A 12,396-nucleotide genomic window follows, 5' to 3' on the forward strand; every position below is an offset into this window, starting at 1 on the left:
TTCAGGCGCCGCTCGGACTGTTTCGTGCGGTGGCCTGCGTCACAATCCTGTTCGGCGGCACGTCCTTGGTCAGCCAGACGTTGCCGCCGATGGTCGACCCGCGGCCGATCGTGATCTGGCCGAGTATGGTTGCGCCGGCGTAGATCACGACGTCATCCTCGACGATCGGATGGCGGGCGTCGCCCTTGATCACATGGCCCTCGTCGTCGGTCGGGAAATGCCGCGCGCCGAGCGTGACCGCCTGATAGATCCGGACGTTGTTGCCGATGATGGCGGTTTCGCCGATCACGACGCCGGTTCCGTGATCGATGAAGAATCCGGAGCCGATCCGGGCGCCGGGATGGATATCGATGCCGGTCCTTGTGTGGGCGATCTCCGACATCAGGCGAGCCACCAGCCGCGCGCCGATCTGGTAGAGCAGATGCGCAAGGCGATGGTGGATGATGGCGGTCATCCCCGGATAGCCGATCAGGATCTCGGGAAAATTCCGCGCCGCCGGGTCTCCAACGAATGCCGCCCGCAGATCGTTGATCAGAAGTCCGCGGACCGACGGCAGTTGGGTCGCGAATGCGCGTGTCAGCTCGATCGCCTCTTCGTGCCCAAAGCCCGGCTCCAGCTCGTCGCCAACGAACAGCGCGCCGCGATGGATCTGCGCGCTGAGCGAATCCAATGCTGTGCTCAGCGTATTGCCGACGAAATAGTCGATGTTCTCGCCGTCGAGGTCCGATTGGCCGTAGTGGCGCGGAAACAGCGCCTCGGTGAGGCCATCCAGGATCGCCTCCAGCGCGTCGCGCGAGGGGGCACGGCGAGCCTCGCCGTCTTGCCGGATGCTGTGGGTCTCCTCCCGCGACGTGCGCAACTCGGCCACGATCCGGTCGAGCTGCCAGCGGCCTGGTGGTCTGCTGACCGCGCCGGCCGTTGACGGAGGCGATGCTGGCGGCAATTCGCGTTTCATGCTGCACCCTTTCTCTGTCCTAACGGACATGCGCCAGAGGAATGCTGACTTCGGCCAATAGGTCGAGATCGGCGTGATCGATCTGGACATACTGTCCATTCCAGTAGGTGAGGCCGGACAGCCGATGCGACAATTCCATGCTGGCGAGGCGGCCCACGATGATGCCATGGGAATTCCGCTCGATGATCTCCTCGACCTGGCATTCGATCATCGCGAGCGACCGCTGCAGCAACGGCACGCCCGAGGCTCCATGGGTCCAATCGGTGCCCTCGAAGCGTTCCCTGCCTTTCAGCCGGCCATTGCTGAAGCGCTCGGCCAGGGCCTGCTGGTCGGAGCCGAGGATGTTGACGCCGAACAGCCGATGGCGGGCGATCGGTGCGAAGGACGATGCCTGCCGGTTGATGCTGACCAGCAGCCGGGGTGGGCTGGCGCTGAGCGACGTCAGCGAGGTCACCGTCATGCCGGTGATGTCCTCACCCTGTCCTGCGGTGATGATGCAAACGCCGCCCGGGAGGCGGCGCATGACAAGGCGAAATTGACGCTCGATCTCGTGGTCGGCATCCACAAGATGAATATCCGGCTTGCTCATCGGGATTCTCCCTTGCATTGCCTCGCCGGATTGGACCTCGCCAGAGCGTTTTCGAGCGAAGTGGATACCGGTTCGCGTGAAGAAAACGCATCAAAACAACAATCCAGAGCTCCGTTCCGATTCGATCGGAGTGGGGCTCTAGAAGAAGCCCTTGGCGGGTAGCGGCGTGCCGCTGATCTCGTATTGTCCGATCGAGCGCGCCTTGAAGGTGTTTGGATTGTGCGACGCCAAGGTGCGCGCGTTGCGCCAGTGGCGGTCGAAATTGGTCGCCTTCTTGGTGGCCGATGCGCCGCCGACATCGAACAGCAGGCTGCCGCTCCGGATCGCGAATTCGTCCGCAACGATCTTGGCCTTGGCCGACAGCAGCGCGGCCTTGTGCGCGGCATCGACGGCGCTTTCGTCACCTGCATCGAAGGCGTCGGTGGCGGCATCGAGCGCCTCCCCGGCCGCAAGCACCACGGTCTCGGCGGCGAATGCGCTGCTGGCGATCTGACCGATGGTCTGTTGCAGCAGCGGGTCGTCCGCCGGGACCTCACTCGGCGCGTAATAGAACGTCCGCTTGCGGGTCCGCACCAGGGCGCTGGCGTCGCGCAGCACGGCGCGCGCGATGCCGGCATTGATCGCGGTCAGGAACAGCTGGGCAAATGTGTTGGAGTAGGGAATGCCGTAGCCGGTATCCGGTGCATCGAACACGACCTCCTGGCGCTTGACGCGCACGTTGCGGAAGTGGGTGGTGCCGGTCGCCGTCAGCCGCTGCCCGAGACCGTCCCAGTCGTCGATCAGCTCAATGCCCTCGCGGTTCACCGGAATCAGCACGGCAGCATTGGTGGCGGATGTGTCGGCGGTGCGAACGAGGACGTAGTCCGAATACAGTGTGCCGGTGCTATAGTATTTCGTGCCGTTGAGCAGGTAGTCGTCGCCGTCGGCAGTGAGTGTCGTGTTCGGCGTGACATTGCCGACCTTCGGCGTGTCGAGCTCGGTCGCCGCGAGCCCGATGATCGCGCCGTCGGCAACTGTCTTCTGCCACTGCCTGTGCTGATCGTCCTTCGGCCGGCGCACCAGGCGTTCGACGACGCTGAAATGGTTGCGCAGGATATGCGCGACATTGGCGTCGGCCTCGCCGAGACCGATGACGATCTCGAACAATGCGCGAATCGACAGGCCGGCACCGCCGGCTTCGATCGGAAGCCGCAACGCGCCGAGGCGGGCCTTGCGAATGAGATCGACTTGCGCGAACGGCAGGACGCGCTCGCGTTCGCGGTCGGCGGCGCCTTCCGCGATGCGGCCGAGCAGCGCGTCGATATCGGGTGCGCGGCTGTGAAGGCGGTCGGAAGGCTCCAGCGAGGTGGCGGACAGAGGCTTGTTCATTGGTATCACCCAAATGGCGTTGATTGATATGACGGCTACTGATCAGAGCTGGGCCAGGTGGTCGGTGACTTTGATCGGCTCCGGGAGCACCTTGCGCGCGACCAGCCAGTCGGCGGCCCTTTGCAGCTCGGCGAGGAAGTTTTCGTCGTTGGCGGCGAAGTAGCGATACTGCCGGTTCAGCGCGATGAACTGGTCGCGGACCTGGTCGCTGTACTTGCCGGCCTTCTGCGCGATGTATTCGGCATCCTTGCTGTTCGCGGAGATCCACTTGCCTTCGGCGCGGAAGGCATCGTTGACGGCCCGGACCAGCGCAGGATTGTCGGTCGCAAATTTTCGGGTGGTCAGGTAGGACGTGTAGTCGATCTGGAACTCGAGATCGCGACCTTCCAGGAAGATGTCGTGCGCCTTGTATTCGAGCCGCGCGATATCGACGCCCGGGCTCCACATCGACCAGGCGTCGACCTTCCCGGAGGCCAGCGCCGGCGCTGCGTCCGGCGGGTTGAGATAGACGAACGTCACCTTGGAGCGGTCGACCTTGTGCTTCTCGAGCGCGGCAACCAGCAGGAATTCGCCGAGACCCGAACGGTTCACCGCCACCGACTTGCCGACGAGATCCTCGACCTTGTTTATGCCAGAGTCATCCCGCGCGATGATCGCCGTGGTGCGCGGCTCGTAGACCACGAATTGGGTGAACACCAGCGGCGAGCCGGCGATGATCGCGGCGAGTGCCGGCGTCGTGCTGCCGCCGAAGCTGAAATCGGCGCTACCGCCGGTCACAGCCTGCAGCGTCGGCACATGATTGGGGAACGGCCCGAGCCACTCGACCTTGATGCCGTCCCTGGCCAGCAGCTTCTCGAACTCGCCGCGCTCCTTGGCGATCAGATTGAGGCCGCTCAAACCCCAGGTCAGACGCACCGTGTCGGTGACGCGGCCGGTCGCCGCATGCGCCGGCTCGGACAGGTCAAAGCCGGCAAGCGCGCCGATGCCGAAGGCGGCGCCGCCAAGGAAGCTGCGACGGGTGGGGTTGGTGAACCGGGGGATAGACATTGAGTGGTCCTCAGGCAGGAATGGGGTGAGAGGTGTCGACGCCGAGCTCCGCCAGCAGGTCGGTGCGGGCGATCGGCGCTGCGCCGTTACGTTTCATGCGATGCTCGAACGCGATCCGGCCCTCGCGCATCACCAGGATGCGGTCGGCGAGCGCGATCGCCTCGTCGACGTCGTGGGTGACCAGGAGCACGCCGGGTCGATGGACGGCGACCAGCTCGCGCACCAGATCGTGCATGCGAATGCGAGTCAGCGCATCGAGCGCTGCGAACGGCTCGTCGAGCAAGAGCAACTCGGGTTCCTGCACCAGCGCGCGCGCCAGCGCCACGCGCTGCGCCTGTCCGCCCGAGAGGTTGCGCGGCCAGTCATCGAGACGGCCGCCGAGTCCGACCTCGGTGAGCGCGGTGGCGGCGCGCTGACGGGCGTCGCTCGCATTGAGGCCGAGCGAGACGTTGCGCCACAGACTGTCCCACGGCAGCAGCCGGTGCTCCTGGAAAACGACGGCCGGCCGCCGTGGTGCCGTGATGCGCCCGCCGTCGATCGCATCGAGGCCGGCCAGCGCCCGCAGCAGCGTGGTCTTGCCGCAGCCGCTTTCGCCGAGCAGGACGACGAACTCGCCGCGCTCGATGCGCAGGTTGAGGTTCTCGATCACCACGCGGCTGCCATAGGCGCGATGCAGTCCCGTCACCACGACGGCCGGCGCAATCGCGGCCGGTGAGGGCACGGCGTGCAGCGTCATCGCGCGCCCCCATAGTTCGGATGCCAGGCTAATAGCCGTCGCTCCAGGGCGCGCGCGATGCCGTCGGCGGCGACGCCGATCAGCGCATAGATCACGATCGTCAGCACGATCACGTCGGTGCGCAGGAACTCGCGCGCATCCATGGCGAGAAAGCCGATGCCGGACTGGGCGCCGATGGTCTCCGCGACCACCAGTGCCAGCCACGCGGTCGCCAGCGCATAGCGCACACCGGTCAGGATCGAGGGCAGGGCGCCGGGCAGGATGACGCGCCGGATCAGCTCGAGTGTCCCGAGGCCCTGGACGCGGCCGAGCTCGAGCAGCTTCGGGTCGACCTGCCGGATACCCAGCGTGGTGTTGATGTAGATCGGGAAGGCGACGCCGAGCGCGACCAGGAAGACCTTCTGGGCTTCGCCGACGCCGAGCCAGACGATCACCAGCGGCAGCGCGGCGAGAAACGGGATCGCGCGGATCATCTGGATGCTGCGGTCGATCGCGGCCTCCGCGATCCGCGAGAAGCCCACGAGGATACCGAGCGCGAATCCGACGCTGCCGCCGATCGCAAAACCGGCCGTTGCGCGCAGCAGGCTGACGCCGAGATCGTTCAGCAGGCTTCCGGACGTCGCCAGCTTGAATGCCGTGCGGACGACCTTGCTCGGTGCCGGCAGCACCTGCGGCGAGAGCCAGCCGGCCTGCGCCAGCAATTCCCAGACGATCAGAAGCACGACCGGGGCGAGCCACGACAGCAGCAGCATGCCGCGCCGGCCGATCTCTACTCGTGGCTTCCGGGACGGCGATGCCGTTTGAACGCTGCGCGGCGTTGAATCAAACGCGATCGATGACGCAGCCTGTTCGAGGTTGCTCAAGTCTGTTCTGTCCTCGTCTAACATTGCGCGCGAGCATCATTGATCGCGCGCGGCATGGTTCGCCGTTCTCTCGATGAACGGCGCGTCGCCGCACGAAAGAAGGCGTTGTTTAGGTCGCGCAAACTGTCCCACGAATTTTCTCGAACAGAAATAGAGCCGTATTCCAATTGTCGCTGCGTCCGGAGTTTTCTGGTTTATCGGCGCGCGCGGCGCGGCAAGGAAAATCTTTTGATGCGCCGCTGCTTGATCTGTCGCCGTGCTTCTTTGAAAACACGCCGACGTAACGTCAGGGAAATCGGAGAGACGGCATGTCGACACGACCGCTTCGCTTTGGCATCTGGGCGCTGGTCCATGGTTCGCGCGCGGCCTATCAGGATCCGGAGGAGCCGTATGACGCATCGTGGGAGCGCAATCGCGACCTCGTGCTTGCCGCCGAGGCACTGGGCTACGATTCCACGCTGATCGCGCAGCACACCATCAATCCGCATCGGGAGGATTTCGATCAGCTCGAGGCCTGGAGCGCGGCGGCGGCCGTTGCGGCATTGACCAGCCGGATCGAGATCATCGCGGCCATCAAGCCCTATCTCTATCATCCGGTGGTTCTCGCCAAGCTCGCGCTCGGGATCGAGAACATCAGCCGCGGACGCTTCGCGATCAACCTGGTCAATGCCTGGAACCGGCCCGAACTCGACAAGGCCGGCATCGGCTTTGCCGAGCACGATGCCCGTTACGCCTATGGCCGCGAGTGGATCACGATTGTCTCGCGCCTGATGCAGGGCGAGCGGTTGACCTACAAGGGCGAGCATTTCGACGTCCGCGATTATCTGTTGCGGCCGACGAGCCTCTACCGACCGCGACCATTGATCTATGTCGGCGGCGAATCCGAGCCGGCGCGCGCTTTGGTCGCCGACCACGGCGACGTCTGGTTCATCAATGGTCAGCCGCTCGAGGATGTCGCGGGCCTCATTGCCGACGTGGCGGCGCGGCCGCGGACGTCGGCGCCGCTTCGCTTCGGGCTGTCCGCCTTCGTCATCGCGCGCCAGACGCAGGCCGAGGCCCAGGCCGCCTATGAGCGGCTGCTTGAGCTGTCGCGGAAGGACGCCTCGATGAAGGTGATCCAGCGACAGAACACCGACCCGAAGGTCGTGATGATGCAGACCATGCAGAAGTCGGAGCGGATCGGCAGCAACGGCGGCACCGCTGCCGGGCTGGTCGGCAGCTATGATGACGTGGCCGCCCGAATCGGGGCGTTCCATGCCGCAGGCATCGAGTTGTTCATGCTGCAGTTCCAGCCTTTCGAGGCCGAGATGGAGCGCTTTGCGAAGGAGATCATCCCGCGCGTCCGCGCAGCGTCATCTGCTGCGAGTGACACCCCACCACTGCTGGCGAGCTCGCGGTAACTGCGTCACGCGGTTGCGGCGGCTTCCGTCTGACGCGCAAAGCGGCTGATCGGCCGAGGCAGGCCAAAATGCTCACGCAAGGTGGTGCCGGCGTAATCGGTTCGGAACAGACCGCGGCGCTGCAGGATCGGCACCACGTTGTCGACGAAGACCTCGAGCCCGGTCGGCAGCACGTCCGGCATCAGATTGAATCCGTCGGCCGCGCCGGCCTTGAACCAGGCCTCGATGTCGTTGGCGATCTGCTCGGGCGTGCCGACGATGATGCGGTGTCCGACCCCGCCGCCGAGCGCGCGCAACAACTGCCGGACGGTGAGGTTACCGCGGCGCGCAAGGTTCACCGTGCCCTGGAACATGGTGTGGTTGGCGTTGGCCAGCAGCGGCAGCGGATCGGGTAGCGGCTTGTCGAGCTCAAGGATCGCAGGATCGACCTGCAATGTGCCCGCGAGACGCGCCAGGCTGTACTCGATCGGAACCAGCTCCCACAGCTCATCCTGCCACCGTCTCGCCTCGGCTTCGGTGCTGCCGATCACTGTGGCAAGGCCCGGCAGGATGACGATGGAGTCGCCGGCGCGGCCGTAGGTCGCGGCGCGGGCGCGCAGATCGCGCGCATAGGCGACGCCTTCCTCGATCGTCTGCGCCAGCGTGAACACAGCTTCGGCCTGCGCGGCAGCGAGATCACGTCCGTCGTGCGAGCCACCGGCCTGCACGGTCACCGGGCGGCCTTGCGGCGAACGCGGCACGTTAAGCGGACCGGCCACGGCGTAATGGGCGCCGCGATGCGCGATCGGATGAACCTTCGACGTATCGACAAATCGCGCCGAGGACTTGTCGCCGACAAAGGCGTCGTCCTCCCAACTGTCCCACAGCGCATGGACGACCTCGGCGAACTCCTTGGCGCGCTCGTAGCGGGCCTTGTGCTCCAGCACGTTGCTGAGGCCGAAATTGCGGCTGGCCGACGCGTCGGCAGTGGTTACCGCATTCCAGCCGGCGCGGCCGCCGCTCGCGAGATCCAGGGTCGCGAAGCGGCGCGCGATGTTGTACGGCTCGTTGTAGGTGGTCGAGGCGGTCGCGATCAGCCCGATATGGCTGGTCGCCGCGGCCACCGATGCCAGCACGATCGTCGGTTCCATCGACATGAAGGAGCGGTAGTCGATGCGGTCGGTGATCGCCGGTGTGTCGGCAAGGAAGATCGCATCGAGCTTGCCGCGCTCGGCGATCTCAGCCACGCGCACATAATGGCCGACGTCGAAGCAGGCGCGAGGATCGCTTTCGGGCAGCCGCCACGCCGACGCATAGACGCCGGAGTGCAGCGGATTGACATTGAGATGAAGCTGACGATCGGACATGGCTGCCCCGCATTGAGGTGAGACGACTCACGAAGTATCGCCTGTCAGGCCACATGAAAACGAACGGCCGGCGCGTGCATGCAAAAAGAAATATCCGTCTCCGCTGCGCGATCTGCGAACAAATCCGGTGTCGATCTTCTGCGATGAACGGAACGTCCTCTCCGCCGCCGCATGAATATTCTGCCACGTGCCGCGGCAGGGGAAGCTTCGTCCAAGTCTGCGCAAATATCTGAAATTGCCAGGGCAGCCTGCGCGCGTAACGATGCTGTTGCGGCGCGTTGCAAGCAATCGGTGCCGCCCGGAGAACTGAACGATGACAGTCCACGAGCGACGCGCCGAACAGCGAACCGCGCCAGGCGGTTCGGTCGAATTCGACGCCGACGTGCTGGTGATCGGCGGCGGACCGGCAGGCACGTGGGCTGCGGTGAGCGCAGCCGAGTGCGGCGCACGCATCGTGCTCGCCGACAAGGGATTTTGCGGCACGTCGGGTGCCACCGCGGCTGCCGGCACCGGCGTTTGGCATGTTGATCCCAAGCCGGGGCTGCGCGAGGCCGCGATGGCCAATCGCGAAAAGATGGGCGGGCATCTACAGGATCGCCGCTGGATGGCGCGCGTGCTCGACCAGACCTACGAGGACAGCAATCGTCTGGCCGCCTGGGGTTACCCTTACCCGGTCGACGACAGCGGCACGTCGCAGCGCAACTCGCTGCAGGGGCCGGAATACATGCGCCTGATGCGCAAGCGCACCAAGCAGGCCGGCGTCACCATTCTCGATCACAGTCCGGCGCTCGAACTGCTGGTGGATGACGACGGCTCGGTTGCGGGAGCCAGCGGGGTGCGCCGCCAGAAGCACGATCGCTGGATCGTGCGCGCCAAGGCCGTCGTCATCGCGACCGGGGGCTGCGCGTTCCTGAGCAAGACGCTGGGATCGAATGTGCTGACCGGAGACGGTTATCTGATGGCCGCGGAGGTCGGGGCCGAATTCAGCAGCATGGAATTCTCGAATCCCTATGCGATCTCGCCGGCGTTCGGCTCCGTGACCAAGACGCTGTTTTATGGCTGGGCGACCTTCAGCTACGAGGACGGCAGCGTCGTTCCCGGTGCTGCATCCAAGGGCGGGCGATCGGCGATTGCGCGCGCGCTGCTTCAGGGACCGGTCTATGCCCGCCTCGACAAGGCCGACGACGACGTGCAGCGTCACATGCGCGCATCGCAGCCGAATTTCTTCCTGCCGTTCGATCGCACCGGCATCGATCCCTTCAGGGAGCGTTTCCCCGTCACCTTGCGGCTCGAAGCCACCGTGCGCGGCACCGGCGGCCTTCGCATTGTCGACGATAGCTGCGCCACCAGCGTGCCGGGACTCTATGCCGCCGGTGATGCAGCGACGCGCGAATTGATCTGCGGCGGCTTCACCGGCGGCGGCAGCCACAATGCCGCCTGGGCGATGTCATCGGGGACCTGGGCCGGATGGGGCGCTGCCGGCTATGCAAGGCAGCTGGGCCCGGCACGTCAACGACGACTGGCGTCCGCCGGTACCGTCGCGTTCCGAAGCAAGGCGGGTCGCGCGTTTGAGCCCGCCACGCTGACAAAGGCGGTCCAGGACGAGGTCTATCCGTTTGAGCTGAACTACTTCCGGCATGCCTCGCGTCTCGAAGGCGCCCTCGAGCGGCTGGATGCGGCGTGGGTCAATGCATCATCGGCCGATGCGGCGAGCAAGGACGATCTGCTGCGCGCCCGCGAGAGCGCGGCCATGCTGGCGACGTCGCGCTGGATGTACCGCAGCGCGCTGGCGCGGAACGAAAGCCGCGGCATGCATCGCCGCGACGACTATCCCGATCAAGACGACCGCCAACGCCATTACGTGACGAGCGGCGGTTTGGACGAGGTCTGGACCACGGTGCGGCCGCATGCCGATGCCAGCTACGCAGAGGCCGCGGAATGATCGAGGTGATCGACGCCGAGCGCTGCACGTCCTGCGACATCTGCGTGAATGTCTGCCCCACCAATGTCTTCGACAAGACGGAGGGGATTCCGGTGATCGCCCGTCAGGGCGATTGCCAGACCTGTTTCCTCTGCGAACTGTATTGTCCCGAGGACGCGCTTTACGTGTCGCCTTATGCGGAGGAGCCTCGCCCGACCGACGTGGTCGCGTTGCGGCAGACTGCCGCGTTGGGCAGCTACCGCCGCGCGGTCGGCTGGACCGACGAGACGCGCGATCTCCGCGGCATCGACCGCAGCTATCTGCTCTTTGGTCATTGAGCCCGGGCTGTGCCCGGCGACCGAAGCCATTTCCCAATTGGACCGACTGAATGAATGTACATCAATCCCTGACGACGGCGCAGCATGTTGCGCCGCTGCCGTCGATTCCGCTCGCTTCCAACGCGAGCGAAGCCATGATCCGCTTCGAGGCCGTCTCGAAGGTCTATCCGGCCTATCGCGGCAAGCCGAGCGTGCATGCCTTGCAGGCGATCGACTTCGCGATCCCGCGCGGCTCGATCACCGGCGTGATCGGCCGCTCCGGCGCCGGCAAATCGAGCCTCGTCCGCCTCATCAACGGGCTTGAGAAGCCGTCGAGCGGCCGCGTCGTCGTCGATAACAGCGAGATCTCGGCGCTTGCCGGTCGCGAGCTGCGCCTGGCGCAGCGCTCGATCGGCATGATCTTCCAGCACTTCAACCTGCTGTCGTCGCGGACGGCGGCGGACAATATCGCCTTGCCGCTCGAGATCGCCGGCTGGTCCACGGCCGACATCGCCGTCCGTGTGGCCGAGCTGCTCGAGCTCGTCGGCATTGCCGACAAGTACGATCGTTATCCCTCGGAATTGTCCGGCGGCCAGAAGCAGCGCATCGGCATCGCCCGCGCGCTGGCGACTCGGCCGAATGTGCTGCTGTCCGACGAGGCGACGTCGGCGCTCGATCCGCAGACCACGCGTGCGATTCTGGACCTGCTGGCCAACATCAATCGCGAGCTCGGGGTCACGATCGTGCTAATCACCCACGAGATGTCGGTTGTCCGCCAGCTCGCCAAGGAGGTTGCGGTGATCGACGGCGGCCAGGTCGTCGAGCGAGGTCATGTCGCGGAGATCTTCACGCATCCCCGCCATCCGGTCACGCAGGCGTTCCTTTCCGAGGTGATCGGGGACTGTGTTCCGGTCTCGCTGGCGAGCCGCCTTTCGCCACAGCCGGTTGCCGGCGGGCAGACGGTCCTTCGCGTGCAGGTGCGCGGTACTGAAGCCGGCGACACCGTGGTGGCGCGGCTTTCGCGCGAACTGTCCCATGACGTGGCGCTGCTATCGGCCCGCATCGATGAGATCGGCGGCCAGCACGTGGGTTCGCTAATCCTTGGCATTCCCGGCGGTGAAGCCGCGGCCAGGCAGGCCCTGGCCTATCTTTCTCAGCATGACATTCTGGTGGAGCGTCTCGGCTATGTCGCGTGAACTCATCAACTTGATCGTTCAGGCCACGGGCGAGAGCCTTTTCATGGTCTCGGTGGCCGCGCTGGTTGCGACCGCGCTGGGCCTTCCGCTTGGCGTCTTCCTGGCGACCAGCCGGAAAGGGGAGCTGTTCGCCGCGCCGTCAGCCAATGGCGTGCTCGGCGTCATCGTCAATGCCGCCCGCTCGACGCCGTTCATCATCCTGGTGGTTGCGATCATTCCGTTCACGCGGCTGATTGCCGGCACCTCGATCGGATCGGGCGCGGCGATTGTGCCTCTCACCATCGCAGCAGCGCCGTTCATCGCCCGTCTGGTCGAGGCGGCGATCCGCGAGGTCGATGCCGGTCTGATCGAGACGGCGTCCTCGTTCGGTGCAAGCCCGCTGCAGATCGTGTTCAAGGTCCTGATCCCGGAGGCTTTGCCGGGCCTGGTGCTGGCCCTGACGCTCGCGGTGGTCAGCCTGCTCGGCTACTCTGCAATGGTCGGGGCCGTCGGAGGCGGCGGCCTCGGCGACCTCGGCATTCGCTATGGCTATCAGCGCTTCATGCCCGAAATGATGCTGGCGGTCGTCGTCGTTTTGATCGCGCTGGTTCAGACCGTGCAGACCGCCGGCGACTACCTGGCGCGCCGCGTCAACCGCCGCCTGCGCCATCGCTAGGCA

The 12,396-nt window shown here is 65.6% G+C and carries 12 protein-coding genes; 5 read left to right on the forward strand and 7 right to left on the reverse strand.

All coding sequences use genetic code 11. The annotated features are described in order from the left end of the window. Position 1 precedes the first annotated feature (1 nt). The 6 genes from epsC to ACVIYL_RS16575 form a co-directional block, all read right to left on the reverse strand. Positions 2-955, reverse strand: a complete 954-nt coding sequence (epsC, locus tag ACVIYL_RS16550) for a serine O-acetyltransferase EpsC (RefSeq protein ID WP_456779174.1) — start codon at positions 953-955, stop codon at positions 2-4. Positions 956-974: 19 nt separating this feature from the next. After that, positions 975-1,544 carry a flavin reductase family protein gene (locus ACVIYL_RS16555; RefSeq protein WP_456779175.1) on the reverse strand — a complete coding sequence of 190 codons (570 nt, stop codon included), beginning with the start codon at positions 1,542-1,544 and terminating at the stop codon, positions 975-977. A 138-nt stretch (positions 1,545-1,682) separates the two neighbouring features. Continuing rightward, entirely contained in the window at positions 1,683-2,912 is a 1,230-nt protein-coding gene (locus ACVIYL_RS16560; protein WP_456779176.1) for an acyl-CoA dehydrogenase family protein, read from the reverse strand. 42 nt (positions 2,913-2,954) lie between these two features. Further along, on the reverse strand, positions 2,955-3,959 hold the full coding sequence (locus ACVIYL_RS16565) for an NrtA/SsuA/CpmA family ABC transporter substrate-binding protein (RefSeq protein WP_456779177.1): 1,005 nt from the start codon (positions 3,957-3,959) through the stop codon (positions 2,955-2,957). Between the two features lie 10 nt (positions 3,960-3,969). Then, positions 3,970-4,695: an ABC transporter ATP-binding protein gene (locus tag ACVIYL_RS16570; protein ID WP_057017440.1), complete on the reverse strand. Its 726-nt coding sequence runs from the start codon at positions 4,693-4,695 to the stop codon at positions 3,970-3,972. Next, positions 4,692-5,447 (reverse strand): ABC transporter permease subunit, encoded by a 756-nt coding sequence (locus tag ACVIYL_RS16575; protein ID WP_085970476.1) that lies wholly within the window; start codon positions 5,445-5,447, stop codon positions 4,692-4,694. Before ACVIYL_RS16575 ends, ACVIYL_RS16570 begins: the two co-directional genes overlap by 4 nt. 419 nt (positions 5,448-5,866) lie before the next feature. On the opposite strand from ACVIYL_RS16575, the gene ACVIYL_RS16580 reads away from it, so the two are divergent. Then, positions 5,867-6,958 carry an LLM class flavin-dependent oxidoreductase gene (locus ACVIYL_RS16580; RefSeq protein ID WP_456779178.1) on the forward strand — a complete coding sequence of 364 codons (1,092 nt, stop codon included), beginning with the start codon at positions 5,867-5,869 and terminating at the stop codon, positions 6,956-6,958. Positions 6,959-6,963: 5 nt separating this feature from the next. Here the strand turns inward: ACVIYL_RS16580 and ACVIYL_RS16585 are convergent, their stop codons facing one another. Beyond that, positions 6,964-8,304 carry an LLM class flavin-dependent oxidoreductase gene (locus ACVIYL_RS16585; protein WP_456779179.1) on the reverse strand — a complete coding sequence of 447 codons (1,341 nt, stop codon included), beginning with the start codon at positions 8,302-8,304 and terminating at the stop codon, positions 6,964-6,966. A 313-nt stretch (positions 8,305-8,617) separates the two neighbouring features. Between ACVIYL_RS16585 and ACVIYL_RS16590 the strand changes: the two genes are divergently transcribed. The 4 genes from ACVIYL_RS16590 to ACVIYL_RS16605 are packed head-to-tail and all read left to right on the forward strand — an operon-like array spanning position 8,618 to position 12,393. After that, positions 8,618-10,246 carry an FAD-binding protein gene (locus ACVIYL_RS16590; protein ID WP_456779180.1) on the forward strand — a complete coding sequence of 543 codons (1,629 nt, stop codon included), beginning with the start codon at positions 8,618-8,620 and terminating at the stop codon, positions 10,244-10,246. Further along, complete coding sequence (locus ACVIYL_RS16595; RefSeq protein ID WP_016840109.1) at positions 10,243-10,563, forward strand: 4Fe-4S dicluster domain-containing protein; 321 nt, start codon at positions 10,243-10,245, stop codon at positions 10,561-10,563. The genes ACVIYL_RS16590 and ACVIYL_RS16595 overlap by 4 nt, the downstream gene beginning before the upstream one ends. A 50-nt stretch (positions 10,564-10,613) precedes the next feature. Next, complete coding sequence (locus ACVIYL_RS16600; RefSeq protein ID WP_456779181.1) at positions 10,614-11,738, forward strand: methionine ABC transporter ATP-binding protein; 1,125 nt, start codon at positions 10,614-10,616, stop codon at positions 11,736-11,738. Then, positions 11,728-12,393, forward strand: coding sequence for a methionine ABC transporter permease (locus ACVIYL_RS16605; RefSeq protein WP_456779182.1), 666 nt, complete (start codon positions 11,728-11,730; stop codon positions 12,391-12,393). The genes ACVIYL_RS16600 and ACVIYL_RS16605 overlap by 11 nt, the downstream gene beginning before the upstream one ends. Positions 12,394-12,396 lie beyond the last annotated feature (3 nt).

Source organism: Bradyrhizobium sp. USDA 3315 (assembly GCF_054056795.1).

Coding starts and splice junctions, on each gene's coding strand:
- ACVIYL_RS16585 (WP_456779179.1), bottom strand. CDS start 8,304: ATGTCCGATCGTCAGCTTCATCTCAATGTCAATCCGCTGCACTCCGGC.
- ACVIYL_RS16570 (WP_057017440.1), bottom strand. CDS start 4,695: ATGACGCTGCACGCCGTGCCCTCACCGGCCGCGATTGCGCCGGCCGTC.
- ACVIYL_RS16555 (WP_456779175.1), bottom strand. CDS start 1,544: ATGAGCAAGCCGGATATTCATCTTGTGGATGCCGACCACGAGATCGAG.
- ACVIYL_RS16605 (WP_456779182.1), top strand. CDS start 11,728: ATGTCGCGTGAACTCATCAACTTGATCGTTCAGGCCACGGGCGAGAGC.
- ACVIYL_RS16600 (WP_456779181.1), top strand. CDS start 10,614: ATGAATGTACATCAATCCCTGACGACGGCGCAGCATGTTGCGCCGCTG.
- ACVIYL_RS16560 (WP_456779176.1), bottom strand. CDS start 2,912: ATGAACAAGCCTCTGTCCGCCACCTCGCTGGAGCCTTCCGACCGCCTT.
- epsC (WP_456779174.1), bottom strand. CDS start 955: ATGAAACGCGAATTGCCGCCAGCATCGCCTCCGTCAACGGCCGGCGCG.
- ACVIYL_RS16565 (WP_456779177.1), bottom strand. CDS start 3,959: ATGTCTATCCCCCGGTTCACCAACCCCACCCGTCGCAGCTTCCTTGGC.
- ACVIYL_RS16595 (WP_016840109.1), top strand. CDS start 10,243: ATGATCGAGGTGATCGACGCCGAGCGCTGCACGTCCTGCGACATCTGC.
- ACVIYL_RS16575 (WP_085970476.1), bottom strand. CDS start 5,447: ATGCTGCTGCTGTCGTGGCTCGCCCCGGTCGTGCTTCTGATCGTCTGG.
- ACVIYL_RS16590 (WP_456779180.1), top strand. CDS start 8,618: ATGACAGTCCACGAGCGACGCGCCGAACAGCGAACCGCGCCAGGCGGT.
- ACVIYL_RS16580 (WP_456779178.1), top strand. CDS start 5,867: ATGTCGACACGACCGCTTCGCTTTGGCATCTGGGCGCTGGTCCATGGT.